Here is a 25,731-nt window from a genome sequence, read left to right as displayed (position 1 = left end):
TTTAGATTAAGTGCATTAAAATTAGGTAAAACGTAATTATACAATGTTTTAATTATCAAATTTTCAAGTAGTACCTGTTTTAGTAAGCACGTTGGTTGTTTCCTTCGAAAAAGTTAAGAAATGCTCTATTTACCACTCGGTTCCCTCCAGGTGTTGGGTAATTACCTGTAAAATACCAATCTCCTAAATTTTTCGGACAAGCTTTATTAAGGTTGTCTACGCTTTGAAAAATGGTAAATACTTCAGCATTAATAGACTCATCAGAAATTAGTTCGCCAATTTTGGTCGATATTTCATCATCTGTAAATACGTCGTATAATTCCTTAACAAAGTTCTTAACTTTATTGTCTTTTAATTCAACTTGAGCTTTACATTTGTTATACACTTCTTCAATTAAATGATAAGTGTTGCGTTCTTTATGTAAGCTTAACATCGCTCTAAAAGCAACTAAATCTTCAAGTTTAGCCATATCAATTCCGTAGCAATCTGGATAACGAATTTGTGGTGCAGACGACACTACAACAATACGTTTAGGGTGCAAACGGTCTAGCATTCTAATAATACTTTTCTTAAGCGTGGTACCACGAACAATGCTGTCGTCTATAATTACAATATTATCGGTTTTTTTAATAACTCCGTAGGTAATATCGTAAACGTGTTCTACTAAATCGTCACGGCTACTATCTTCGGTAATAAACGTACGTAGTTTAGCATCTTTAATCGCTATTTTTTCTATTCTAGGACGTTCTTTTAAGATCTCGGTAACCTGTTCTTCAGATAGACTGCGTTTACCTTCTATAATGGCTTTAGTTTTTCTTTTATTCAAGAAATCTTCAACAGATTCTATCATCCCGTAGAACGATGATTCTGCTGTATTTGGAATATAAGAAAACACCGAATTTTTGGTGTCGTAATCTATAGTTTCAAGAACTTTAGGCATTAATAAGCGACCCAACATTTTACGTTCTTGGTAAATTTCTGCGTCACTTCCTCGAGAGAAATAAATACGCTCGAACGAACAGGCTTTACGTTCTGTAGGTTCTAGAATTTTTTCAATTTTTACTTTTCCAGAATTTTTAGTGATGATAGCATGACCAGGTTCTAGCTCTTTAACATCTTCGAAATTCACGTTGAAAACAGTTTGAATTACAGGACGTTCTGAAGCTACAACCACAACTTCGTCATCTTTGTAGTAATAGGCTGGCCTGATACCGGCAGGATCTCTTAATACAAAAGAGTCTCCATGACCTAACATCCCTGCCATAGCATATCCTCCGTCGAAGTTTTTAGCTGCTCGTTTTAAAATTTTACCTACGTTTAAGCGTTCGGCAATGATAGGAGAGCATTCTGTTTTCGAAAAGCCTTCAGCTTTTAATTGCTTATATTTTTTTGCAACGGCATCGTCTAAAAAGTGTCCTATTTTTTCCATAATAGTAATGGTGTCAGCCTTTTCTTTTGGGTGTTGCCCGATACGAATTAAATTATCGAATAATTCGTTTACGTTGGTCATATTAAAGTTACCTGCTAGAATCAGGTTTCTGTGCATCCAGTTGTTTTGTCTTAAAAACGGATGAACACTTTCTACACTGTTTTTTCCGAACGTTCCATAGCGTACGTGCCCTAAAAGAACTTCACCTATATAAGGTATATTTCTTTTTGTAGCGCCACATCGTCTGTATATTCTGGGTGTTCTTGTAATTCTTGATTAATTCTGTCGTTAATTTGAGAGAAAATATCTTGAATTGGTTGTTGAGCATTAGATCGCACTCTACTAATATAGCGCTCGCCAGGTTTAGTATTTAATTTTATACTTGCAAAACCAGCACCATCCTGACCGCGATTGTGTTGTTTTTCCATCATTAAATACATTTTATTTACGCCATAAAATGCTGTACCATATTTTTCTTTATAGTATTCTAATGGTTTTAAAAGTCTTATGAGTGCTATACCGCATTCATGTTTTAAAGCATCGCTCATTGTGTATATTATAAAATTAAGTAAAAAACGCGCTTAAAATAAGCGCGCGTTTTTTTATGATAAATCTATATTAAATGTTGTTAACTCCTTAAATTGCTGCAATCGTGTTTTTAATTCACTATCGGTAACTTTTTCCAGACGTTTGGTTCCAAATTCTTCTACACAAAACGAGGCCAATGCCGAGCCGTAAATAATGGCTGTTTTCATGTTTTCGAAAGTAAAATCGTTAGTCTTGGCTAAATATCCTGCAAAACCACCTGCAAAAGTATCTCCGGCTCCTGTTGGGTCGAATACACTTTTTAAAGGTAAAGCAGGGGCAGAGAAAATATGTTGTTTATGAAATAATAAAGCACCGTGCTCTCCTTTTTTAATAACTACGAATTTAGGCCCAAGGGCGAATATTTTTTGTGCTGCAGTAACCAAAGAATATTCTCCGGTTAATTGTCTAGCCTCCTCGTCGTTTATAGTAATTACATCTACTTTAGCAATTACCTTATGTAAATCTTCTAAAGCATTATCCATCCAGAAATTCATGGTATCTAATATGGTAAGCTTTGGATTTTCCATTTGCTCGATAACCCCAAGTTGTACTAGGGGGTGTAAATTTCCTAACATCACAACTTCAGCCTTTTTATAAGCTTCGGGAACAATAGGATTAAAATCTGCTAATACGTTTAACTCGGTAGCAAGAGTATCTCTAGTGTTCATAACGAAATGATAGCGTCCGCTCCAAAAGAAAGTTTTACCATCGTTTACAATTTCAAGACCAGAAATATCTATATTTCTTTCCGATAATAAGTCTAAATATTCTTGCGGAAAATCGTTTCCAACAACAGATACAATGGCGCTATCTACGTTAAATTGCGCGGCAGACAGTCCGATATATGTGGCAGCGCCACCAAGAATTTTATCAGTTTTTCCAAAAGGGGTTTCAATAGCATCAAAAGCTACAGTCCCTACAATTACTAATTGGCCCATAAATGAGGTGTCAAATTTTTTGGCAAATATAGCCTTTATGTACGAAAGCGAGTAATTTATTCATCTTAAAATATATCCAAATTTTGGTCTAAAACCCAGTAAATTACATTTATTTTCTTCCAAAATCTGCCGGGATTTCTCCCCAAGCTTTAGTTTCCCATTTCACTATTGTTGTTGTATAGTCGTTATTTTTTAGCCAACTTACAGCGCGATCAACTAAAATAAAAAGATCTTTGTTTTTGTCGGTTCGTTCTAGTTTTGTGTTGCAGGTTTTCTTTTTTACCCAGCTTATAGCCGTTCTCGAATCGGTATAAATAAGGAGGTTGCTGTTGTTTTTTTTAAGCAAAGCTAAACCATGTACTATGGCTAAAAACTCGCCTATATTATTTGTGCCTTGCTGAAAAGGACCTTGAATAAATAGTTGTTTTTTAGATTTAGTATCGACCCCTCTATATTCCATAATGCCTGGATTTCCACTAGAAGCGGCATCTACAGATATAGAATTGTAATTTGGTTGTCCGATTTTTTTTAATTGTTCTGGTGACAATCCGCTTTTAAAAGATGTATTGCCAATAAAGTCTTTTGGGTTATTGTTTAGGGCGTGTTTTGCGGCTTCCAAAGTTGGAAACGATTTGTATACCGCCCCTTGGTAATTTTTTATCTGGGCTTTGCACGCGTTCCAAGATTCAAAAACGCCTGTTTTGTATCCTTTCCAAACGGTATAATATTTTTTTTGTTTTTTACTCATTAGGAATCAAACAATACCGATTCAACAATTTTTGGGAAATGTTCCATTTCTAAATCGTGGATTTTAGCGGCAACATCGTCTGGAGTATCTGTGCTTAGCACGGGGCAAGTGGCTTGAAAAATAGTAGCACCTTCGTCGTAATTTTCGTTTACATAATGTACGGTAATACCTGTTTCCACTTCTTTATGCTGTACGACTGCTTGATGTACATACATGCCGTACATGCCCTTTCCGCCAAATTTAGGTAACAAAGCGGGATGTATATTGATAACTTTATTTGGAAACGCTTGTAAAATAGGCTCTGGAAATTTCCAAAGAAATCCCGCCAAGACAATAAGATCTGGATTTACGCTTTTTAAAATATTTAAAACATGGTCGGTTTTAGAGTACGCAACACGATTAAAGGCTAGTGCACTTACACCAAGAGTTTTGCATCTGTCTAGCACTTTGGCATGTGGATTGTTAGTAAGAACAAGATTTACTGATGCATTTTGAGTGGTATTAAAGTACTTTATTATGTTTTCGGCATTAGATCCAGATCCAGATGCAAAAATTACAATGCGTTTCATATGTTGTATATTTATAAAATTACGAAGCATTTAAATCGCGATAATCACTGTAATACAGGACTTAAAACGGGATAAATTCAACAGTAAAAAAAGAAATTAATTAATAATTATGCTGCAAAATTAAATCACTTTGGTTTAAATTAATTAAATTACGTTCACTATTTTTAAACTAAAAGCGTGTTTTAAAATAAAGTTTTTTATTTTTGCACCTTATTTAAAACTTAAAATTAAAGATTATGTCAGACATTGCATCAAGAGTAAAAGCGATTATCGTAGACAAATTAGGTGTTGATGAAAACGAAGTTGTAACTGAAGCTAGCTTCACGAACGACTTAGGAGCAGATTCATTAGATACTGTAGAATTAATTATGGAATTCGAAAAAGAATTCGATATCCAAATTCCAGATGATCAAGCAGAAAACATTGCAACAGTTGGTCAAGCTATATCATACATAGAAGCTGCTAAATAAGGAAAAAGATTTTTATGGAACTAAAGCGAGTTGTAGTTACAGGTTTAGGAGCACTTACACCAATTGGAAACACCAAGGATGAATATTGGGAAGGTCTAATTAGTGGAAAAAGTGGTGCTGCTCCTATAACATATTTTGATACTGAGAAGTTCAAGACAAAATTCGCTTGCGAATTAAAAAACTTTAATCCTACCGATTTTCTTGACAGAAAAGAGGCTCGTAAAATGGACCGGTTTACTCAGTATGCTATGGTAGCTTCAGACGAAGCTATTTTAGATTCTAAATTAGATCTTGAGGCCGTAAACAAATTACGAGTAGGTGTAATTTGGGGAGCAGGTATTGGTGGTTTAGAAACTTTCCAAAACGAAGTATTAAACTTTGCTGCGGGAGATGGATCGCCACGTTTCAATCCGTTCTTCATACCTAAAATGATTGCAGATATAGCACCAGGTAACATATCTATTAAGAATGGATTTATGGGACCTAACTATACTACAGTTTCGGCATGTGCTTCTTCTGCAAACGCTATGATTGATGCTCTAAACTACATTCGTTTAGGTCAGTGCGATGTTATAGTCACTGGAGGAAGTGAAGCTGCTGTAACTATTGCAGGAATGGGTGGCTTTAATGCCATGCATGCTTTATCGACAAGAAATGAAAGTCCAACAACGGCATCTAGACCCTTTGACGCAACCCGAGATGGTTTTGTATTAGGAGAAGGTGCAGGGGCTATTATTCTTGAAGAATACGAGCACGCAAAAGCAAGAGGCGCTAAAATTTATGCAGAAGTTATGGGTGGAGGTATGTCATCTGACGCACATCATATGACGGCACCACATCCAGAAGGTATAGGCGTTATGGCTGTAATGCGAAATTGTTTAGAAAATGCAGGAATGAAACCTGAAGATGTAGACCATATCAATACACATGGTACGTCTACGCCACTTGGTGATGTTGCAGAATTAAAAGCAATTACTGAAGTTTTTGGTGAGCACGCTAAAAACATCAATATTAATTCAACAAAATCTATGACTGGTCACTTGTTAGGAGCTGCCGGCGCTATTGAGGCTATTGCTGCTATTTTAGCAATGGAGCATGGTGTTGTGCCACCAACAATTAACCATGAGGTTTTTGATGAAAAAATTGATCCAGAATTAAATTTAACACTTAACAAAGCACAGAAGCGCGATGTTAAAGTGGTTATGAGTAATACGTTCGGATTTGGCGGTCACAACGCTTGTGTATTATTCAGAAAATTAGATTAAACTCGAATGAAAAACATTCGTAACATATTAAATTCCCGTTTTAAAAAGAGCGGGAATTTTTTTATTTCTCTTACCAAAATACTTGGGTTTAAACCCAAAAACGAAAGCTATTATCGTACTGCTTTTACCCATAGGTCTATGAATATTCGAGACAAAAAGGGAAATATTATAAATTATGAACGTTTAGAATTCTTAGGAGACGCCATGCTGGGCGCCGTAATTGCTTCGCATTTATATACAGAAGTTCCAGGAGGAGACGAAGGATATTTAACTAAAATGCGGTCTAAAATTGTGAGTCGCGAGCATTTAAATGAATTGGGTCGCGATTTAAACTTGATAGACTTAGTTGAAAGTAAAATTCCTAAAGGTCAATTTGGCGACAACATACACGGTAACCTGTTTGAAGCTTTAGTAGGTGCTATTTATTTAGATCGTGGTTATAAATATTGCGAGAAGTTTATACATAAGCGCATTATTATTCCTTTTGTAGATATAGAAAAACTAGAAGGAAAAGTAATAAGCTATAAAAGTTTACTTATTGAATGGTGCCAAAAAGAAAAGAAAACTTTCGATTATAATGTGTACGACGATACAGGAAATGACGATGTAAGACATTTTGCTGTTAAGCTAACCATAGACAATAAAGTGGTGGCTAAAGCGCGTGCAACTTCGAAAAAGAAAGCTGAAGAAAAAGCTTCTAAACGTGCCTTTTTTGTTTTTCAAAAAGAAATTACAAAATTAAACTAGTTTCTTTTCCAAATAGTTACGGTTTTATTTAATAATTCGCATAAACTATATCGTTTTCGTAAAAATATAACACTAACTTAAGTTAAAAGGTCATTTATTTATGTTAATAAATGTTACCTTTGTTTAATTATTTTAACTTTTATGGCGATACATAAACTTAATCTTGAAGACTTTTTAGACGAAATAGATTATATTTTAATTGCTATACATAGTCGGTTAGAAGATTATAGATTAGCTTATTATTTAAATAAAAATTTAAATTTAAGTCTAACAAGACGAGCCCAAGATATAGATTACGAATATTTCTCGGCTGCGTATTCCATTTTTGAATGGAAGGATAAATCAAATTTAATAACCTATAATTTGGTTTCTAATATCTGTAAACGAGAAGAAGACAGTTTACAAAGTTCTGGATCGCTATTTACCAATCAAGAAAAGATTATAAAGTCTTACAACTTAATACCTGAGTTAAAAAATGTAGATTATTTAATGAAGATTACGAAGGAAGACTTACAAATAAGTGAACAAATAATAGTAAATAAAATCCAACAAATACCTCAAGTTATTACAACATATACGGTAAATGTGGATCAGTTAAAATCTAAAGACAATTTAATTTTTAATTAATGTTGAAAAGAAAGAAAACCAAAATAGTGGCCACCCTAGGGCCAGCAACGAGTACGAAAGAAGTTTTAAAAGGCATGTTAGACGAAGGTGCCGATGTGTTTAGAATTAATTTTTCTCACGCAGATTATGGAGATGTTGCTGAGCGTATTAAAATGATTCGAGAATTAAATGAAGAATACGGTTACAATGCTGCAATCTTAGGAGATTTACAAGGTCCGAAGTTACGTGTAGGTGTAATGAAAGGCGAGGTTTTTGTAAACCCAGGAGACGAGATTATTTTCGCTACTGGCGAACGTTTTGAAGGAACTAAAGAGCGTGTTTACATGACTTATAAGCAGTTTCCTCAAGATGCAAAAGCTGGAGAACGTATTTTATTAGATGATGGTAAACTTATCTTCGAAGTGGTTTCTACAAACGACGTAGACGAAGTTAAGGCCAAAGTTATTCAAGGAGGACCATTGCGTTCTAAAAAAGGTGTTAACCTTCCAAATACGAATATCTCGCAACCAGCACTTACAGAAAAAGATATAGAAGATGCTATTTTTGCAATTTCTCAAAAAGTAGATTGGATGGCTTTATCTTTTGTGCGTCATGCAGAAGATTTAATGCAACTACAAGAGCTTATAAAAGAGCACAGTGATTATAAAATTCCAATTATTGCTAAAATTGAAAAACCAGAAGCCGTAGAAAATATCGATAAAATTGTTGCGTATTGTGATGGTTTAATGGTTGCTCGTGGAGATTTAGGTGTAGAAATTCCAGCAGAGGAAGTGCCATTAATCCAAAAGCAATTGGTGTTATGTGCTAAAAAAGCTAGAATCCCGGTAATTATTGCGACCCAGATGATGGAAACCATGATTACTAGTTTAACCCCAACACGTGCCGAAGTAAACGACGTTGCAAACTCGGTTATGGATGGTGCTGATGCGGTTATGCTTTCTGGAGAAACTTCTGTAGGGCAATATCCTGTTCAGGTTATCAGACAAATGTCGAATATTATTAAGAGTGTAGAAGATTCACCACTTATTAAAGTGCCACAATCGCCTCCACATATTCGTACTAAGCGTTATATTACAAAATCGATTTGTTTCCATGCTGCTAATATGGCAAACGAAATAAATGCACAAGCTATTTCTACATTAACAAATAGTGGGTATACGGCATTCCAAATTTCGGCTTGGAGACCATCAGCTCACATTTTAGTCTTTACTTCTAACAAGCGAATTTTAACCCAATTAAATTTACTATGGGGTGTTAAAGCGTTTTACTATGATAAGTTTGTTAGTACAGATGAGACTATTGAAGATGTAAACAAGTTAGCTTGCGAAAAAGGCTACTTAGAAGAAGGCGATATGTTAATTAGTTTAGCAGCAATGCCAATTCAAGATAAAGGAATGGTTAATACATTACGTGTTACAGAAATTACAAGCTGTAGTTTATAATTCACCTTTTTTATAAAATTATAAAGCCTCTCAAACATATTGTTTGAGAGGCTTTTTTAGTGAAATTAATTGAAGTGATTGGGACAAAATAAATGGAATTAGTTATCCATCTTTTTATTCAGATCTTGGTCTAGAATACACCAATGAAATGACTTCCTGTTGTATTTACTAATTCTGCTCCTTTAGTTACTTCTCCAGTTTCTGTTTCAACAACATAAATGTTTCCATTCTTTCCAACAGGAGCTTGAGTTAAATATATCTCTGTTCCGTCTACTACAAAACCTTGATATTGGAATAAGTAGAAATCTTGATCGTAAGGAATAGCGTCAATTTTTTGTGCAGTTCTAGCATTTAAATCGGCAAGAGCAAAGAACCCTTGAGGTCCAGCAACTCCCTCTGCAGATCCATCATGACGGTAAGCGATAACAGCTTTACCATTTTCAGCAGGTCTCCAGGCTAAAATATAAGCACCTTGTACACCTAAAGCATCATCTAAATTAAATACGTATTCGTTGTCATATTCATTGTTAGAATTGATTTTTAAGATGTGAGAACCTTCAGGATCGCTTTGGTTTGCTTGATATACACTACCGTTATATTCAAAGGCATTTATACTACGGTATCCGTTAGTATTACCGTGTCCTACTGTAGATGTAATGATGGTTGGGTTTAATAATGAAGGGTAATCTAATACAATAGTTTTAGATCCTAAAATTTCGAAATCACTATCACTTTCTGTAGTGTTAGGGTCTACTTTGCTTAAACGTGCTCCAATATATAATTTATCGCCAGCTTTATTTAAAGTAGGCATATCGATTCTAGAAATATAATAGCCTTCAGCTTCTTCTTCAGGGCTTAACGGAATATTGCTTTCTTCGAATTCTTTTATAATAGAGTTTTCTAAATCTAAGGTTACTACACCCATAATAGCATTTGTACGTGTGTATTTACCATCTTCGTCAAACTCATTTTCATTAGAAACATAAACAGCAGCTCCTGTTTGGTCTCCATCGAATAATTTAATCCATCTTGGTGCAGTCCCTACATAAGGAGCAATACTTACCTCTGATCCTGTTTTAGAAAAGTTTTGTCCACCGTTAACAGTGTATTTTGTATAGTTACCACCAGTATCTCCAGCATAACTGATATTGAATAAAGTGTTACCATCTTCAGATGATTGTAATCTTGCAGTTCTGTTTGAAGGTGCAATAAACCCATTATCAAAAGGAGCAATAGATACCGCTGGATCTTTAGCATCTTCACTATTAATAGAATATACTAATGTTCCTCCGTTACCATCGCCAGGGTTATCTCCCATTCTAGCAGCAGCAACTGTTATCCATCTAGAATCTTCTGTTGGTTGATTCGGATCTGTAGATCCTCCATCGTCATCACTACAAGAGGTTATAAGTCCGAATGCTAAAGTTAGGAGACCTATTGTTTTAAGGTTTAAAAAATGTTTCTTCATGATATGTGTATTAGAATTTATTGATAAAATAATTAAGTTTTAAGTAAAATGCTCGTCCTGGTTTTTGTACCGATAAATTATCGTAAACAGGTTTGTCGAATATGTTTTTTATGTCGAAACTCAGCACAAATTTGTTGTCTGGGAAGGCGTAGCTTAGCCCTAAATCTTGTGCAAATTGTTCAGGAACTTTAAAGAACTCGTCTCCTACAGTGTTAGATCCTTGAGGCGGTAAGTACGAAAAGTCGTCTGTAAAATACATGTTGTAAAATAGGTTTAACTGAGTGTTCTCTTGAAATAGATTTTTAAACGAGTATCTTAAACTACCATTCATGGTGAAAAATGGTGTGTTAGGCACATCTATTTCTATCCCTTTGTTAATCACTTTTAAATCGAAACGAGATACATTAAAGTTTAAACCAAAATTATTATTGTAAGTATAGTTTAATTGAAGTTCGACTCCTTTAGATGTCCCGCTACCCTGATTTACATACAATACGGTTTCGTTATTAATATTTGTAGAATTTTCTATAGGTAATCCAATTCTATCTTTAATGTCTCTTAAAAACACATTTGTAGATACGGTGAAATCATGTTTCTGGATATTGTAATCTCCAAACCTAAATCCTAAATTATAGTTGTTACTTAGCTCTGGTTTTATGCTTGGATTGGCTACAACATTATCTCCGTCGTTACCAAACACTTCGCTTTCATCTGGTAAACGAATGGCTTTTTCTGCAGATGTTATTAAGGTAATGTTAGGAATTATTTCATAAGAAAGAGCAAAACCATAACCAGTATCTGTATTATTACTAGCAGTAATTTCGTCGACTATTTGTTGATTTCCATTACTATCTGTTTCTATGGCCGGATCTATATTTGTTGTTTTTTGCTGATAATATTTTCCGAAGACGTTTGCTTTTAACTTATCATTAAAGGCACTAAACTCATAAGTTAACGACAAGATATTTTTGTTTAAATCTCTAGTCCCTCTAAAGGTGTTTTCTAAAACAGATCGTAATGCATCGCTATCTTCTCTGTCAATACGACTGTAAAAATGATTTAATAAAATGCGGTTATTGCTGTTAATAGCATACGAAGCTCCTGTTCTAACCGATGCCACATTTCTATTAATAGTTGCTAAAGTAGGTCCGCCTTCTTGCTGAGAGCCCCAAGTGTATTTGTATTCATTCCCTCTAAAGTCTATAGCTTTTTCACCATTCCAACTATAGGCCCATGCTACAGTATCATTAACCATCTCGTTTCTTTCACCAAATAATCCGTGAACATTCACATCGAGACCTTCGGTAAACAGATTCTTTTTTTGGTAGGTTACATTGGCTAACATGGCATCCGACTCAACAAACCTTCCTTTGTAAGGTGTTATCGTCATAAAAGCACCATGCTGAATTTCATTATAATCATCGGAACCGGTAATTCCGACTAAAAATTCATCGGCCCATTTTACATCTGTAAAACCAATCTGTGCCATTCCTCCTACAGATTTGTAGGCATCGTTAAATCTTCTCGCGGTAATAGGCGTTTGCTTTCCGCCTAAGCCAGTGACTACAACACTACGACCCGAAACTTTATAATCGTTATCGGAATAGTTATAAAACCCAGAAGCTTTTACAGTAAATCCAGATTCCTTGAAGCGATATAAGGCGTTTAAATTTGTTTGTAAGGTATTAAAAGAGCCATAAGACACAGAAGCATTTAAGTTATTTTTAGAGCCTTTATGTAATACTATGTTTATAGCACCACCTAAAGCATCATCTGCTAAATATCCTGGTACAACCCCTTTAAAGACTTCTATGCGTTTTATCATGGTAGGAGGTATGCTGTTTAAGCTAAATGAAGATCCATACATAGAAATTGGTATACCATCTATAAAAATACGAACGGCACTTCCAGATAAGCCATTTAAACTGTATTGAACTCTAGATCCTAGACCTCCGTTTTGTCTTATGTTTACCCCAACGCTAGTTTTTAGCAATTCGTTAGTTTGGAAATTTCTTAAACCAGCCTCCTTCGTTTCTATAACATTTACAGAGTAACCTTGTTCTTCAATTTTTTGTTGGGTGGTTTTGGAGGTGACAACCACTTCGGCTAAGTCATGATATTCTGCAAATTTTATTTCTGTATTATGAATCTCGTTATTAGAATCATGTGGAACCTCGATGGTTACCGAATTTGCATTTAAAGAATGTATATGTATATTATAGGTTCCAAAAGGAATGTTTTTAAAGCGATAATCACCATTAATGTCCGATATGGTTTCTTTCTTGAAGTCGTTGCCTTGTAGCACAACATGAGCCCCTAAAACAGCCTCGTTAGTATCGAACATTATATTACCATTTAAATCTGCTTGTTGAGAAAAAGCGACTAAACTGATAAAAAATAAAAAAATGAGATGTTAAGTTTGCTTAAAAGCATGTTAAATTTTTAGGCAAAAATAACCTTATTTAGACTTAGTACAAATAAAAATAGTAGATTTGAGAATATTTATGAAACTCTGCTTTTTGGTGAATTTTATTTAATTATAATCATTCTAAATTAAGAATGTGATAGGTAGATTTCAATATTTTTAAGAATTGTTATTCTGGAAGATAAATTATTAGCCTTTATTTAAAGGTTTGGAGATGAACGGATTTAAATTAGAATTGAAATTTTAATTGTACACTTACACTTTTAGGCTCTATTTTAACCGATTGTTTTTCTGTGTTTAAATTTGAAATAGAAATACCAAGCAAGCGCACAGAGTTGGTTAACTCCTCCTGAATGAGAAGTGTTTTTACGGTGTCCATAATTAAGGCTCCGTCACTTATAAAGTAGTTTAAGGTTTTGCTTCGTGTTTGCAGTGTAAAATCGCTGTATTTAATTTTTAGGGTAATGGTTTTACCCGCCACTTTACTTTTTTGTAAACGTCTGGACACTTCTTGTGCGATATGCTCTAGTTTTTCAAGCATAAAAATTTCACTCGATAAATTTTCGCTAAACGTTCGTTCGGCAGCAAGCGATTTTCTAATCCGGTTAGGTTTCACTTCACTATGGTGAATACCACGAACTACATGGTAATAATAACGGCCAGATTTCCCGAAATGATCCTCCAAATAGGATATAGATTTTAATTTTAAATCTTTCCCCGTATAAATACCTAGTTGATACATTTTTTCGGCAGTAACTTTCCCTACACCATAAAATTTACGAATATCAAGATCTTCAAGAAATTCTAAAACGTCTTCTGGGTTTACTGTTTTTTGTCCGTTTGGTTTGTTGTAATCGCTAGCCACTTTAGCTATAAATTTATTAATAGAAATTCCTGCAGATGCTGTAAGTCCTACGTCTTCTAAAATACGTGCTCTAATCTCTTGAGCAATGAGTGAGGCACTCGGATTTCCTTTTTTATTAACCGTAACATCTAGATACGCTTCATCTAGAGAGAGGGGTTCTACCAAATCGGTATACTCAAAAAAAATCTTCCGGATTTGTTTAGAAATGGCTTTATATCTATCGAATCTTGGTTTAACAAAAATAAGTTCAGGACAATTGCGTTTGGCTTGAATACCACTCATCGCACTTTTTACTCCAAATTTTCGAGCCTCATAACTGGCTGCACTAACCACACCACGAACTTCACTTCCGCCAACGGCAATAGCTTTACCCTTAAGTTCAGGAAAATCCATTTGCTCTACAGAGGCGTAAAACGCATCCATATCTACATGAATAATTTTTCTTAAAGGAACTTCTAATTCCATAATTTCGTGAGCTAATGCTATGGTTTATTGCTTTGTGTTTTGTATACTATTACACAAATTTATAATAACTTTATTAAAGCAAATGCAAACTTATGGGTAAAACAGCAATACTATTAGGCGCAACCGGATTAACAGGGAAAACCATGTTACAAGAACTTCTAAATAGTAGCGATTATAGTAGAATTGTTTTGTTTAGCCGATCGACTTGTGGTATTCAGCATGCTAAGATTACAGAATATTTAATAGATCTTTTCGATTTAGATCGGTATAAAACGGTGTTTCGCGCCGATGTCGTATTCTGTTGTATTGGTACAACACAAGCCAAAACACCAGATAAAGCGATGTATCATAAAATTGATTATGGCATTCCCGTTGCTGCGGCAAACTTATGTGTACAAAATAATATCGATACTTTTATTTGTATTTCGGCCTTGGGTGCAGATTCTAAAAGTAAGGTTTTTTATAACCGAACCAAGGGAGAAATGGAGGCTGTTGTATTATCTTTAAACATTAAAAACACTTATTTGCTCCAACCTTCGTTAATTACTGGCGATCGTGACGAATTTAGGTTGGGAGAATATTTAGGTAAGGTTGTAATGAAATTAACATCGCCATTATTTGTAGGAACACTTAAGAAATACAAATCTATTCACGCCAAAACTATAGTGTCTGCTATGCTTTGGTTGGTAGAACATACGTATGAATTAAGATGTATTCCTTCAGAAAAAATAAAAGAATTAGCAATAATATATGATAGAAATAGAGCGTAAATTTTTAGTGAAATCTGATGCATATAAAGCAGAAGCTTTTAAGAAAACAACCATAATTCAAGGCTTTTTGAATACCGATAAAGCACGTACTGTACGTGTACGTTTAACCGGAGATGAAGGGTTTCTCACGGTAAAAGGACAGTCTACCGCAAATGGATTAGAGCGGTTTGAATGGGAAAAGACAATCGATAAAACAGATGCAGAAGCTCTTTTAAAACTCTGTGAAGTTGGAGTGATAGATAAAATACGTTATGAAATTAAAATGAATCAACATATTTTTGAAGTGGATGAGTTTTTTGGAGACAATGCCGGTTTGGTTGTTGCCGAAGTAGAATTAAGTCATCCTACTCAAGTCATTTCTAAACCACTTTGGTTAGGAGAAGAGGTGACCGGAGATATAAAATATTATAATTCTCAATTAAGCAAACGTCCTTTTAAAACCTGGAAATAATGAAAAATATATTAATAATGTTTTCTTTTTTATTGTTTTTAACCTGTAAAAACAACAATAATGTAGAGCCTGTAAATGTAAATGTTCAAGACGAAGATACTTTAAAAACCGCGGAGATTAAGGTAGATTCTATGGCAGTTAAATCTGAGATTGCCGAGCCAACAAAGAGTTATAAAGCGCTTAAAGCGGAACTCAAAGCAAAAGGGTTTGAGACCTTTGATTATGTAGACGAAAAAACAAAAGATACCGTTTTAATGCAGCAGTATTTTATGGCATTTTTAAAAAGTGGAACCGTAAGAAATCAAAACGAGGAGGAAGCTCAACAGTTACAAAAAGAGCATTTGGCACATTTAAGAAAAATGTACGATTTAGGATATGCAGACATTTCGGGACCATTTGGAGATGATGGAGCGATTAGAGGTATTACCATTTACAATGTGCCTACACTTAAAATGGCCGATAGTTTAGCAAATGCAGACCCGATGGTAAAAGCAGGGAGATTGGTTATAGAAATTCATCCGTGGTGGGCTGCTAAAGGATTTAAGTTGCGCTAAACTCGTATTCGCGTTCTACCTTACAAATTTTTACATTATAAAAAGTATACCACTGCGAGCGCCCCAATTGTTGGGCTTGTAAGTGGTCGGTTTGTTGTTTCCAATTAGTAATATCCTCTAGAGTTTTCCAGTAACTTACTGTAATTCCTATAGTGCTTCTAGCGCTATCTATACCAAGAAATCCGGGCTGTTGCTTGGCTAGGTTTTCTATAAATTCTGCCATTTCGGAATAGCCAGATGTGTCTTCACTTTGTTTCGACGTAAAAATGACTGCGTAGTAGGGTGGGGTCATAATCTTACTTTTTTTAAAATTATCATGGTTTAAAATTAAAGTAATATATTTAAAATGTGAAAATTTTAATTAATAGCATAAAGATAATTGGATGTATCCTTATATCTTTAAATTCGATACTATCTTTCTCACAACTTGGGTTTTGTACAGGAAACTCAGGAGCCGCTATATTTTCTGAAGACTTTGGATCAGGCAGAACTATTGTGCCTTTAACTTCTCCTAGTTTTACAACATATACATTTATTAATGGAAGACCAAATGATGGTTATTATAATGTGTCTAGCAATACAGATTGGTTTGGTTGGCATGTAACAACCGATCATACTTCTGGCGATGTAGATGGTAGAATGCTTATTATTAATGCAAATGATAGCAGAGCCGGGGAGTTTTTTAAAACTACAATTTCAGGATTATGCGAAAATACAACCTACGAGTTTTCTTCATGGTTACTCAATTTATTACCCCGAAATGGTACATGTGGAGTTAATGGTATACCAATAAATGTGAAATTTCAAATTTGGGATATTACCGATACTATTTTGCTAGCTTCAGGAGATACGGGTGCTATTTATGGTACAGATGCACCAAATTGGGAACAGTATGGTTTAGTTTTCACATCTCAACCCGGTCAAGGTTCGGTTATTCTTAAAATGTTAAACAATGGAATTGGAGGTTGTGGTAACGATCTAGCTATAGACGATATTGTTTTTAAATCCTGTGGCGATGATATTGATATCGAAAATTCGAACGCCAAACTTGGCTTGGAGGTTTGCGAACAAGAAGTTCCTGTACAAGTAGGATTGTTAAAAGCCGTACCTAAAACATCTATAGCAACGACTCATTTTTATCAATGGGAAAAAAGTACGGATGCTATTCATTGGGAGGATATTTCTGGAGAGATAACTTCTGAATATAATCCAGATCCAGTATTTGAAACCACTTACTTTAGAGCAAAAGTAGCAGAAGATGTTAATAATGTAAATAATGCCAGTTGTAATTCGTTTACCGACGTGTTTAAGGTCGAGATTATTAATACTCCAGCAAATCCAGAAATTATTGTACCCCATATTATTTCTTGCGATAATGCCCAACTGCCGGTTTCTGTTACAAATGTGCCGTCAGGAGTCCTTATTGATTGGTATGATTCAGCTAGCGGTGGAAATTTATTAGTGTCCAATCAAACTTCATTTGTGCCTACGCAATCGGGGACCTATTATGCAGAAGCTGTGTCGGAATTAGCCGACTGTAAATCTTCAAATAGAGTGGCAGTTAACTATACCATTTCTAATGCACCGTTAGTGACAGATGAAACGCTATCAATGTGCGAAAATGGTTCAGCTATTTTAAACGCAACAAAGCCAGGTGTAACGTATTTATGGAATACAGGAGAAATAAGCCCTGAAATTAGTGTGACCAACCCTGGAGTTTATACAGTTTTAATTACAAATGATATTGGAGGTTGTTCAAGCACCCAGACTTTTACAGTCAATCAAATTCATTCGCCAATAATAAAAAACATAAAGTCTGAGGGCAGTAATATAAATATAATAACAGAGAACACAGGAGATTTTGAATACTCACTAAATGGAGTGGATTTCCAAAGTTCATCTGTTTTTGAGCGTGTAAACGGAGGATATTATAATATTATAGTTCGGGAACGTAATGGTTGCGGAGAAGCTAAAAAGGAATCGTATTTACACTTTGTAATTCCTTTGTTTTTTACCCCAAATGGCGATGGGACTCATGATACTTTAGATTTAGTTGGTATTGAAACTTATGCTTCATCCGAGGTTTCTATTTTTGATCGTTATGGGAATTTATTGATGCACACAAAAAATGCACCTTTTTCTTGGGATGGTACCTATAACAATCGGCCTGCTCCAAATTCAGATTATTGGTATACTATCGTTATCGATGGACAACTCTTTTCAGGACATTTTACATTAAAAAAATAAGAGAATTCTAAACTTTATTTATGGTTTCGAAATAAAGGTAAGCGCTTTATAATTATTATATTCGTAAAATAATGTAAGATTAATTATAAAAACGATAAAATGAAGTCTATTTCAGAGCAATTCGGGATAAAAAAAGTGCTTAAATCCTTAGGGATAAAAGATGTCAATGAAGGCACTTCTACAGGAAAAAATAATTTTTCAAGTTGTAAAGAAATTATAGTAAGTTACTCGCCAGTAGATGGGAAACCGATTGCTTCTGTAAAAATTACAACACAAGAAGATTACGAAACTGTAGTAAACACAGCACAAGCCGCTTTTAAAACATGGCGAAATACACCTGCACCTTTAAGAGGTGAAATTGTGCGTCAGTTTGGAGATAAATTACGCGAAAAAAAGGAAGCTTTAGGGAAATTGGTATCCTACGAAATGGGTAAAAGTTATCAGGAAGGTTTAGGCGAAGTTCAAGAAATGATAGATATCTGCGATTTTGCTGTTGGGTTATCCAGACAACTTCACGGCTTGACAATGCATTCTGAGCGTCCGGGACACCGCATGTACGAACAATATCATCCTTTAGGCATTGTGGGAATTATTTCTGCATTTAATTTTCCAGTAGCCGTATGGGCTTGGAATACTGCCTTAGCGTGGGTATGTGGCGATGTGTGTATCTGGAAACCTAGCGAAAAAACACCTTTAACCGGAATTGCTTGTCAGAATATTGCCGCCGAAGTGTTTGCCAAAAATAATCTACCTGAAGGAATTTCAAATTTGGTAAATGGCGATCAGCATGTAGGGTTGTTGCTAACTAAAGATAAGCGGGTGCCATTAATTTCGGCAACAGGATCTACACGAATGGGAAAAATAGTTGCTCAAGATGTAGCGGCACGTTTAGGAAAATCGTTGTTAGAATTAGGAGGGAATAATGCTATAATTGTTACCCCAGATGCCGATTTAAAAATGACCATTATAGGTGCTGTTTTTGGAGCTGTTGGAACCTGCGGCCAACGATGTACATCGACTCGACGATTAATAATTCACGACTCTATTTACGACACGGTTAAAGACGCATTGGTAAATGCTTATGGTCAATTACGTATAGGAAATCCGTTAGATGAAACTCATCATGTTGGTCCGTTAATAGATCAAGATGCTGTAAAAATGTATGAGGAGGCTTTGCAAAACGTAAAAGCGCAAGGAGGAACTATTTTGGTAGAAGGAGGTGTGCTTGAAGGTAAAGGCTATGAAAGCGGATGCTATGTAAAGCCTGCAATAGCAGAAGCTCAGCCCGATTTTGAGATTGTACAACACGAAACATTTGCTCCAGTTTTATATCTACTTAAATATAGTGGCGATCTTAATAATGCTTTAGATATTCAAAATAATGTGGTACAAGGGTTGTCTTCGGCCATTATGACAAATAATTTAAAAGAGGCCGAACAATTTCTATCTGTAAATGGTTCAGACTGTGGTATAGCAAATGTGAATATTGGTACTTCGGGAGCAGAAATTGGAGGTGCTTTTGGGGGTGAAAAAGAAACAGGGGGAGGAAGAGAGTCTGGCTCGGATGCATGGAAAGTGTATATGCGAAGACAAACAAATACCATTAATTATACCAACGATTTACCCCTTGCTCAAGGCATAAAATTCGAATTTTAAAAACGTAAACATATTGTTTTAAAAAGTCGATAAATTTAAATTTTTAACATTTAATCGATGAAAACAATGTATTTAGTCGGAAACTATTTTATTATCGAAAATACTTACAAATAAATTTATACCTTAATAGCAATAATTTAAAAAACCTTAACTAATGAGTAAAAAAGCAGTTTACCTTTTAGGTATTTTGTTGACTATTATTTTGGGAACAATTTTGTATTGTAATCTCTGTTCAACTTGTTGCGCAGAAGAAGAAGTTGTAACCGAACCTGTAGTCGCAGCACCTAAACCAGCCACCATGAATCCGTTCTTAGTGAATGATTCAAATGGAAATTTAGACATTAAAGTGAATGACAACATTAACTTTGAAGGGTCTGGCATCACCATTTTAACCCCAATTTCTGAGGTTGTAGTAAATGGTATAGATAGTTTAAAAGTGTATCTAGACGCTAATCCTTTAAAAACTGTTGAAATTACTGGGCTTTATACCAGTGAAGAAACTAATAATTCTGCCTTTCCTAATTTAGGTTTAGCTAGAGCAAATGCCGTAAAGAACTATTTTGTTTCTAGAGGAATCTCTTCGCAACAAATAGATACTTTTGGGAAATTAGAAGATAGCTTAGTTCCAGATCAAGACAATGTGTATCACGGTCCAGAAAATTTTGTAATCTCTACAAGAGAAGAAGGCGATAATTCTCATCTTGATGCATTACAATTAATAAAAGATGAAATTACTGCAAATCCTTTAGTAATTCATTTTGCTACAGCAAAAGCCTCTATTAATTTAACTGCAGAGCAACGAGAAAAAGTAGCTAAAATTTCTAGATACTTAGATAAAGTAGATGGTGCTTCAGCAAGTATTGTTGGTCATACAGATAATACTGGAGATACAGCAAGTAATGTGGTTTTAGGTCAAGAACGCGCAGATTTTGCTAAATCTTATTTCATTAGAAATCATATTCCAGAAAGTAAAATCTCTACCGTGTCTAAAGGAGAATCTGAGCCTATAGACGATAATGCTACAGAAGAAGGTAGAGCTAATAACAGAAGAACCATTGTAACACTTAATTAAAAAAACGTTTAAACTTAAAAAAATATAAATTATGGATATGTGTATATTAATCCCGTTAATTGTTGGAGCAATTTGTGCTCTTTTAGGATATTTGCTAGGAAAAGCAGGGCATAAAGCAGTAGACTTAGATGTTTATAATAATAAAATTGCAAGATTAGAAGGCGAATTAAAAGATTGTAATGCTAAATTGAATGCGTTAAAAATGCAGGATAGCAGAATGGCTGCTCACATGAGTACACCGGCAATTCTATTTAATGCTGCCGAAGCAAAAGCTATTTTTGGAAAGTTAATTAAAGAAAACGATTTAAAAATCGTAGAAGGTATCGGACCAAAAATTGAAGAATTATTCCACAATGCTGGAGTTAAAACATGGAAAGCTTTATCTGAAACTTCTGTTGAAACTTGCCAGAGTATTTTAGATGGAGGAGGAGAAGCTTTCGTTGTGCATAAACCAGGAACATGGCCTGAACAAGCAAGATTAGCTTACGAAGGACAATGGAAAAAATTATTAGAATGGCAAGAAGAATTAAAAGGAGGTAAATAATCTTCTTTTATGTTTTAAAATTGAAAAACCACCTATGAAAATAGGTGGTTTTTTACATGAAAAAAACCTTATTTCAATGCCAATCTTTATTGGGAGAAACAAGGTTAGTATTTAGTATTGACTAATAGCACTACAAATATAGTATCTATTTGCGAGGTAAAACCGACAAATATATAGTTGGTATAAAATTGTATATAGTTGGTAGCTATTTATGTATAATTAAAAATTAACTGTATTTTACTTTCCTTAAAATGCGTAAGGTTTCTTTGTAAATCCCATAAACTTCTCCGCTATAAGATTTTAAATACGCTTTAGCTCTGTGTAATTTATTTAGAGCATCCGGGAAATTATTTAAATAACAGAGTAAATATGTAGCGGGTAGATTTTTAATATCGTATTCTTCAGTTTTCGTAAGCGATATTCCTTTTTTTAATTTTTCTAAAATAACATTATTCGTATTGTAAATATGATGCAATATTTTTTTGTCGAACTGTGGTGGGTCGAATAATAATTTTGTGTTTATATGGTAACTTGCATTGTCTTTAAAGCTAATAATAGTTTCTTCTAAAGGATAATAATTAAAGGAATTTTGAAGTCCTAAATGCACATATTCAATAATTTTAAACGAATCTTCTGAAATGGTAATCGACACTTCATCAAGTGTTGAAAAAAACAAACGTACTTGCTCGTTTATAAGTTCAATATCTACTCTAGAGAAATAGGTTTTATCTTTTACAACTTTCTTTTGCCCGGCCCAGCACACTACAAAATACTCTTTAAATACAAGGTATTCTGGATGATAGTCTTTTCTAGAATTCATAAAATCGAAAACACCATTTAAGGTGTATTCAATGTTATTTTGTGCATGGTTTTCTATGGCTCCCACAATTTTAGAGTTGACATCTTGAAGCGTGATATCGAAAGCTTTTGGCATACTTATACTGCCGTCTCTAAAAAACACAGTTCCGCCATAATATTTCCAAATGTTCTTTTTTAGAGATGTAATTTTGTCGTTGGCCCGAATGGTTACCAAGCCCACCACCTTGTGATCTGGTAGATGTGGAAACGAAATGTTTTCGTATTGCACTATAGGGGGATTTGTAAGGTAGGCGTTTATTAAATTCTGAATTTTGCTATCGTCGAAAAAATCGACACCTACAATGTCGTTATCCTCATCTTCTACGCCAATTACAATGTAAGAATTATTGTTAGGGTTACTGTTAGATAAGGCGCAAATATGCTTTAAAAATTTAGCTTTACCTTCCTTATCTCCGATGTCTACTTTACGCTTTTTATCATAAAAACTATTTTCGTCATTATGCGCCAATAGGTTTTTAATAAGAAGTCGTTTGTTAATCATTTTAATCCTTTTTTATTATGGTAGAAGAGGCTTGTGCTGTAGGAAATACCAGTAAATCTGCAATATTAACATGTTGTGGTCGGCTCACTACAAAGTAAATTATTTCAGCAATATCTTGAGGTTGCAGAGCTTGGTAACCTTTGTAAATTGTATTGGCAATAGGATCGCCTTTAAATCGAACTTGAGAAAATTCGGTCTCAACCATACCCGGATTAACGGCTCCAACTTTTATACCGTACGGATTTAGATCTATGCGCATACCTTCGGTAATGGCTAAAACAGCATGTTTGCTACCGCAATATACATTGCCTTTTGGATAAACTTCTTTTCCTGCCGACGATCCAATATTTATGATATGCCCAGATTGTCTTGCCGTCATTTTAGGAATTATTGCCTTGCTAACATATAAAAGCCCTTTTACATTTATGTCCATCATGGCATCCCAATCCTCTGTGTCTCCATCTTGAATAGGGTCTAAACCATGGGCATTTCCGGCATTATTTATTAAGATGTCTATATCTGCAAATTCTTCTGGTAACGAATTAATGGCTTCTGTGGTCGCTTTTTTGTCTCTTACATCAAAATTTAGAATGTGAACATCGGTATCTTTTTCTAAAGCTTTTTTTATAATTTCAAGACGTTCTTGTCTGCGCCCACACAATACTAACTTTATGTTGTGTTTTGCAAACTCATGTGCAGTAGATCGTCCTATTCCACTTGTAGCTCCTGTTATTAATGCAGTTTTTGTATCCATTTTTAATTTAAATAGGTGTATTTCGCATTATAAATGTACTTATATCTCTTTAATAATTCCTGAATTTAGCTTCAGAAATAATATAAATTTAGCATTTAAAAACGGTTTATAAAATTGTCTCTTCGCGTTGTTAGCGAAGTGATTAAGACTTTTTATTATGGTAAATGCTTTTGTTTGTTGTTTTAGATAACAAAAAATATAGTCCATTTCTTACATATAATCGTATATATTAATGAAATCAAAAATCAAATTAATATGAAAATTACGAAGTATTTAAAAATATTATCGATAGCAATTTTAGCACTTACCTTCTTTAATTGTAGTGACGACGATAATAACGAGGGCGGGAGCGATGGTCCTGCTAGAATATCGGTGAAGTTAATGGATAATCCTGGAGATTATGAGCATGTGTATGTCGATGTTCAAGATGTCATGATTAAAACCGAGGATACCGAAAATGAAGAAGATGGTTGGCAAAGCCTAGACGCTATAAATACAGGAGTTTACGATTTGTTGGAGTTAACAGGTGGGATTAATGTGTTGTTGGTAGATGAATACGAAATTCCAGCAGGAGAATTAAAAGAGATTCGATTGATTCTTGGCGAAGATAATACCATCGTTATAGACGGAGAAACGTTTCCTTTAAATACACCAAGTGCACAGCAATCTGGGTTAAAAATTAAAGTAAATGAAGTGTTAGAACCAAATATTAGTTATACGTTTTTACTAGATTTTGATGTAGACAAATCTATCGTGGTTGCAGGAAATTCTGGTAATATTAATTTAAAACCAGTAATTAGAGCTACTGTTGAAGCTGAAACCGGAGCAATAAGCGGTATGATAACTCCAAATAATATTCAGACTTTAATAACGGCCACATGCGAAACAGAATCCGTAACTACGTTTGCGAATCCTGATGGCGAGTTTTTAATTCTAGGTTTAAAGCCAGGAACTTATACTATTTCAATTTATCCTGATGAAACTTCAGGCTATATAGAGCAGACTATAGAAAATGTTTTAGTGAGTTTGGAAGAGACCACCGATTTAGGTACCATTATTTTGGAATAGTTTTTATTAAATTTTTATAAATTTTATTAAAGCGCAGCACTAATCGTGTTGCGCTTTATTTTTTAACCAATTATTAACAGCAACACACAAAAAAAATTAACAATTTGCAGGTTGTTAAAATGCTTACTAAATTCGAGTTTTTAAAAAGAAAATAAATGGAGGAAACCAGTACAGTTGATATTAAATCGATCAACGAAAAGATAGAAAGAGAAAGTGCTTTTGTAGATTTATTAACCTTAGAAATGAATAAGGTTATTGTAGGACAAAAACACATGGTAGAGCGTTTGCTTATCGGATTATTAGGTCAAGGACACATCCTTTTAGAAGGGGTTCCTGGACTTGCAAAAACACTTGCTATTAATACCTTATCTAAAGCTATAAACGGGAGTTTTAGTCGTATACAGTTTACACCAGATTTATTACCTGCTGATGTAGTAGGTACTATGATTTATAATATTAAGGACAACGATTTTTCTATTAAAAAAGGTCCTATTTTTGCCAATTTTGTACTTGCAGATGAGATTAACAGAGCACCAGCAAAAGTACAATCGGCTTTACTAGAAGCCATGCAGGAAAAGCAAGTAACCATTGGCGATGAAACGTTTATTTTAGATAAGCCTTTCTTGGTAATGGCAACACAAAACCCTGTAGAACAGGAAGGAACCTATCCGTTACCAGAAGCACAAGTCGATCGTTTTATGCTAAAAACCGTTATCGATTATCCAAAATTAGACGAGGAGCAACTTATTGTTCGTGCCAATTTAAGAGGGTCTTACGAGAAAGTAAATCCGGTAGTTTCTGTAGAGCAGATTTTAAGTGCACAAATTGCAGTTCGCGATGTGTATATGGACGAAAAAATAGAAAAGTATATCCTCGATATCATTTTTGCAACAAGGTACCCAGAAAAATATCGATTAGCAGATTTAAAACCTTTAATTTCTTTCGGGGCATCGCCGCGTGGAAGTATCAACTTAGCTACCGCTGCAAAATGTTATGCTTTTATTAAGCGTCGTGGTTATGTAATTCCAGAAGATGTTCGTGCCGTTGTATACGATGTTTTACGTCATAGAATTGGTATTACGTATGAAGCTGAAGCCGAAAATATAACTTCAGAAGATATTATCACTAAAATTGTAAACGAGATAGAAGTTCCTTAAAAAGAAGCGCCGTTAATTCCCACAGGGAACACTGAGATAATGCAATATTTCA

General features: G+C 34.6%; 23 protein-coding genes and 1 pseudogene. 14 read left to right on the top strand and 10 right to left on the bottom strand.

Going from position 1 to position 25,731, the window contains the following annotated elements; all coding sequences use genetic code 11:
- Positions 1-79: 79 nt before the first annotated feature.
- The 4 genes and pseudogenes from A9D35_RS10340 to purN form a co-directional block, all read right to left on the bottom strand.
- Positions 80-1,977 (bottom strand): annotated as a pseudogene (locus A9D35_RS10340) (amidophosphoribosyltransferase).
- Between the two features lie 54 nt (positions 1,978-2,031).
- On the bottom strand, positions 2,032-2,955 hold the full coding sequence (locus A9D35_RS10335) for a PfkB family carbohydrate kinase (protein ID WP_066222594.1): 924 nt from the start codon (positions 2,953-2,955) through the stop codon (positions 2,032-2,034).
- Between the two features lie 109 nt (positions 2,956-3,064).
- Positions 3,065-3,703, bottom strand: a complete 639-nt coding sequence (locus tag A9D35_RS10330; protein WP_066222592.1) for a ribonuclease H1 domain-containing protein — start codon at positions 3,701-3,703, stop codon at positions 3,065-3,067.
- Positions 3,703-4,272 (bottom strand): phosphoribosylglycinamide formyltransferase, encoded by a 570-nt coding sequence (purN, locus tag A9D35_RS10325; RefSeq protein WP_066222590.1) that lies wholly within the window; start codon positions 4,270-4,272, stop codon positions 3,703-3,705. Before purN ends, A9D35_RS10330 begins: the two co-directional genes overlap by 1 nt.
- A gap of 236 nt (positions 4,273-4,508) precedes the next feature.
- Between purN and A9D35_RS10320 the strand changes: the two genes are divergently transcribed.
- The 5 genes from A9D35_RS10320 (at position 4,509) to pyk (ending at position 8,823) form a co-directional block, all read left to right on the top strand.
- Positions 4,509-4,742: an acyl carrier protein gene (locus A9D35_RS10320; protein ID WP_007647141.1), complete on the top strand. Its 234-nt coding sequence runs from the start codon at positions 4,509-4,511 to the stop codon at positions 4,740-4,742.
- Between the two features lie 14 nt (positions 4,743-4,756).
- Positions 4,757-6,007, top strand: coding sequence for a beta-ketoacyl-ACP synthase II (fabF, locus tag A9D35_RS10315; RefSeq protein WP_066222582.1), 1,251 nt, complete (start codon positions 4,757-4,759; stop codon positions 6,005-6,007).
- Between the two features lie 6 nt (positions 6,008-6,013).
- A complete protein-coding gene (rnc, locus tag A9D35_RS10310; protein ID WP_066222580.1) occupies positions 6,014-6,754 on the top strand; it encodes a ribonuclease III in 741 nt (246 codons plus the stop codon).
- 141 nt (positions 6,755-6,895) lie between these two features.
- Entirely contained in the window at positions 6,896-7,381 is a 486-nt protein-coding gene (locus A9D35_RS10305) for an IPExxxVDY family protein (protein WP_066222578.1), read from the top strand.
- Positions 7,381-8,823: a pyruvate kinase gene (gene pyk, locus A9D35_RS10300; RefSeq protein ID WP_066222576.1), complete on the top strand. Its 1,443-nt coding sequence runs from the start codon at positions 7,381-7,383 to the stop codon at positions 8,821-8,823. Before A9D35_RS10305 ends, pyk begins: the two co-directional genes overlap by 1 nt.
- A 130-nt stretch (positions 8,824-8,953) precedes the next feature.
- Here pyk and A9D35_RS10295 read toward each other — a convergent pair whose 3' ends face one another.
- The 3 genes from A9D35_RS10295 to dinB form a co-directional block, all read right to left on the bottom strand.
- Positions 8,954-10,291: a DUF4374 domain-containing protein gene (locus A9D35_RS10295; protein WP_066222573.1), complete on the bottom strand. Its 1,338-nt coding sequence runs from the start codon at positions 10,289-10,291 to the stop codon at positions 8,954-8,956.
- Positions 10,292-10,301: 10 nt separating this feature from the next.
- Positions 10,302-12,635: a TonB-dependent receptor gene (locus tag A9D35_RS10290; protein ID WP_083191672.1), complete on the bottom strand. Its 2,334-nt coding sequence runs from the start codon at positions 12,633-12,635 to the stop codon at positions 10,302-10,304.
- A 310-nt stretch (positions 12,636-12,945) separates the two neighbouring features.
- The gene (dinB, locus tag A9D35_RS10285; protein WP_066222568.1) at positions 12,946-14,046 is read right to left on the bottom strand and encodes a DNA polymerase IV; all 1,101 of its coding nucleotides are present in this window, start codon (positions 14,044-14,046) and stop codon (positions 12,946-12,948) included.
- Positions 14,047-14,138: 92 nt separating this feature from the next.
- Here dinB and A9D35_RS10280 point away from each other — a divergent pair, with 92 nt between their 5' ends.
- The 3 genes from A9D35_RS10280 to A9D35_RS10270 are packed head-to-tail and all read left to right on the top strand — an operon-like array spanning position 14,139 to position 15,821.
- Positions 14,139-14,816, top strand: a complete 678-nt coding sequence (locus tag A9D35_RS10280) for an NAD(P)H-binding protein (protein WP_066222566.1) — start codon at positions 14,139-14,141, stop codon at positions 14,814-14,816.
- Positions 14,797-15,267, top strand: a complete 471-nt coding sequence (locus A9D35_RS10275; protein WP_066222562.1) for a CYTH domain-containing protein — start codon at positions 14,797-14,799, stop codon at positions 15,265-15,267. The genes A9D35_RS10280 and A9D35_RS10275 overlap by 20 nt, the downstream gene beginning before the upstream one ends.
- Complete coding sequence (locus A9D35_RS10270; protein WP_066222559.1) at positions 15,267-15,821, top strand: YciI family protein; 555 nt, start codon at positions 15,267-15,269, stop codon at positions 15,819-15,821. Before A9D35_RS10275 ends, A9D35_RS10270 begins: the two co-directional genes overlap by 1 nt.
- Here A9D35_RS10270 and A9D35_RS10265 read toward each other — a convergent pair.
- Positions 15,808-16,113 carry an antibiotic biosynthesis monooxygenase family protein gene (locus A9D35_RS10265; protein ID WP_066222556.1) on the bottom strand — a complete coding sequence of 102 codons (306 nt, stop codon included), beginning with the start codon at positions 16,111-16,113 and terminating at the stop codon, positions 15,808-15,810. The two genes, A9D35_RS10270 and A9D35_RS10265, sit on opposite strands and share 14 nt — an antisense overlap.
- Positions 16,114-16,169: 56 nt before the next feature.
- Here A9D35_RS10265 and A9D35_RS10260 point away from each other — a divergent pair, with 56 nt between their 5' ends.
- The 4 genes from A9D35_RS10260 (at position 16,170) to A9D35_RS10245 (ending at position 21,340) form a co-directional block, all read left to right on the top strand.
- Positions 16,170-18,068 carry a T9SS type B sorting domain-containing protein gene (locus A9D35_RS10260; RefSeq protein WP_083191671.1) on the top strand — a complete coding sequence of 633 codons (1,899 nt, stop codon included), beginning with the start codon at positions 16,170-16,172 and terminating at the stop codon, positions 18,066-18,068.
- A 99-nt stretch (positions 18,069-18,167) separates the two neighbouring features.
- Positions 18,168-19,724, top strand: coding sequence for an L-piperidine-6-carboxylate dehydrogenase (amaB, locus tag A9D35_RS10255; protein ID WP_066222553.1), 1,557 nt, complete (start codon positions 18,168-18,170; stop codon positions 19,722-19,724).
- A 154-nt stretch (positions 19,725-19,878) separates the two neighbouring features.
- Positions 19,879-20,796 carry an OmpA family protein gene (locus tag A9D35_RS10250; protein WP_066222550.1) on the top strand — a complete coding sequence of 306 codons (918 nt, stop codon included), beginning with the start codon at positions 19,879-19,881 and terminating at the stop codon, positions 20,794-20,796.
- Positions 20,797-20,827: 31 nt separating this feature from the next.
- Entirely contained in the window at positions 20,828-21,340 is a 513-nt protein-coding gene (locus A9D35_RS10245) for a helix-hairpin-helix domain-containing protein (protein ID WP_066222548.1), read from the top strand.
- A 226-nt stretch (positions 21,341-21,566) separates the two neighbouring features.
- On the opposite strand, the gene A9D35_RS10240 is transcribed toward A9D35_RS10245, so the two are convergent.
- Positions 21,567-22,700: an ATP-binding protein gene (locus A9D35_RS10240; protein WP_066222545.1), complete on the bottom strand. Its 1,134-nt coding sequence runs from the start codon at positions 22,698-22,700 to the stop codon at positions 21,567-21,569.
- 1 nt (position 22,701) lies between these two features.
- A complete protein-coding gene (locus A9D35_RS10235) occupies positions 22,702-23,454 on the bottom strand; it encodes an SDR family NAD(P)-dependent oxidoreductase (protein ID WP_066222540.1) in 753 nt (250 codons plus the stop codon).
- A 255-nt stretch (positions 23,455-23,709) separates the two neighbouring features.
- Here A9D35_RS10235 and A9D35_RS10230 point away from each other — a divergent pair, with 255 nt between their 5' ends.
- Positions 23,710-24,522 (top strand): DUF4382 domain-containing protein, encoded by an 813-nt coding sequence (locus tag A9D35_RS10230; RefSeq protein ID WP_066222537.1) that lies wholly within the window; start codon positions 23,710-23,712, stop codon positions 24,520-24,522.
- Positions 24,523-24,677: 155 nt separating this feature from the next.
- Positions 24,678-25,679 (top strand): AAA family ATPase, encoded by a 1,002-nt coding sequence (locus A9D35_RS10225; protein WP_066222534.1) that lies wholly within the window; start codon positions 24,678-24,680, stop codon positions 25,677-25,679.
- Positions 25,680-25,731 lie beyond the last annotated feature (52 nt).

The sequence above is a fragment of the Formosa haliotis genome (genome assembly GCF_001685485.1).
Classification (GTDB): domain Bacteria; phylum Bacteroidota; class Bacteroidia; order Flavobacteriales; family Flavobacteriaceae; genus Formosa; species Formosa haliotis.
Note: the sequence above shows the minus strand (reverse complement) of the source record. Positions and strands in the feature narration are given on the sequence as shown.

Bases quoted from the DNA above. Each gene is read 5' to 3' on its own strand.
- A9D35_RS10335 (WP_066222594.1), bottom strand. From the start codon at position 2,955: ATGGGCCAATTAGTAATTGTAGGGACTGTAGCTTTTGATGCTATTGAA.
- A9D35_RS10330 (WP_066222592.1), bottom strand. From the start codon at position 3,703: ATGAGTAAAAAACAAAAAAAATATTATACCGTTTGGAAAGGATACAAA.
- purN (WP_066222590.1), bottom strand. From the start codon at position 4,272: ATGAAACGCATTGTAATTTTTGCATCTGGATCTGGATCTAATGCCGAA.
- A9D35_RS10320 (WP_007647141.1), top strand. From the start codon at position 4,509: ATGTCAGACATTGCATCAAGAGTAAAAGCGATTATCGTAGACAAATTA.
- fabF (WP_066222582.1), top strand. From the start codon at position 4,757: ATGGAACTAAAGCGAGTTGTAGTTACAGGTTTAGGAGCACTTACACCA.
- rnc (WP_066222580.1), top strand. From the start codon at position 6,014: ATGAAAAACATTCGTAACATATTAAATTCCCGTTTTAAAAAGAGCGGG.
- A9D35_RS10305 (WP_066222578.1), top strand. From the start codon at position 6,896: ATGGCGATACATAAACTTAATCTTGAAGACTTTTTAGACGAAATAGAT.
- pyk (WP_066222576.1), top strand. From the start codon at position 7,381: ATGTTGAAAAGAAAGAAAACCAAAATAGTGGCCACCCTAGGGCCAGCA.
- A9D35_RS10295 (WP_066222573.1), bottom strand. From the start codon at position 10,291: ATGAAGAAACATTTTTTAAACCTTAAAACAATAGGTCTCCTAACTTTA.
- A9D35_RS10290 (WP_083191672.1), bottom strand. From the start codon at position 12,635: ATGTTCGATACTAACGAGGCTGTTTTAGGGGCTCATGTTGTGCTACAA.
- dinB (WP_066222568.1), bottom strand. From the start codon at position 14,046: ATGGAATTAGAAGTTCCTTTAAGAAAAATTATTCATGTAGATATGGAT.
- A9D35_RS10280 (WP_066222566.1), top strand. From the start codon at position 14,139: ATGGGTAAAACAGCAATACTATTAGGCGCAACCGGATTAACAGGGAAA.
- A9D35_RS10275 (WP_066222562.1), top strand. From the start codon at position 14,797: ATGATAGAAATAGAGCGTAAATTTTTAGTGAAATCTGATGCATATAAA.
- A9D35_RS10270 (WP_066222559.1), top strand. From the start codon at position 15,267: ATGAAAAATATATTAATAATGTTTTCTTTTTTATTGTTTTTAACCTGT.
- A9D35_RS10265 (WP_066222556.1), bottom strand. From the start codon at position 16,113: ATGACCCCACCCTACTACGCAGTCATTTTTACGTCGAAACAAAGTGAA.
- amaB (WP_066222553.1), top strand. From the start codon at position 18,168: ATGAAGTCTATTTCAGAGCAATTCGGGATAAAAAAAGTGCTTAAATCC.
- A9D35_RS10250 (WP_066222550.1), top strand. From the start codon at position 19,879: ATGAGTAAAAAAGCAGTTTACCTTTTAGGTATTTTGTTGACTATTATT.
- A9D35_RS10245 (WP_066222548.1), top strand. From the start codon at position 20,828: ATGGATATGTGTATATTAATCCCGTTAATTGTTGGAGCAATTTGTGCT.
- A9D35_RS10240 (WP_066222545.1), bottom strand. From the start codon at position 22,700: ATGATTAACAAACGACTTCTTATTAAAAACCTATTGGCGCATAATGAC.
- A9D35_RS10235 (WP_066222540.1), bottom strand. From the start codon at position 23,454: ATGGATACAAAAACTGCATTAATAACAGGAGCTACAAGTGGAATAGGA.
- A9D35_RS10230 (WP_066222537.1), top strand. From the start codon at position 23,710: ATGAAAATTACGAAGTATTTAAAAATATTATCGATAGCAATTTTAGCA.
- A9D35_RS10225 (WP_066222534.1), top strand. From the start codon at position 24,678: ATGGAGGAAACCAGTACAGTTGATATTAAATCGATCAACGAAAAGATA.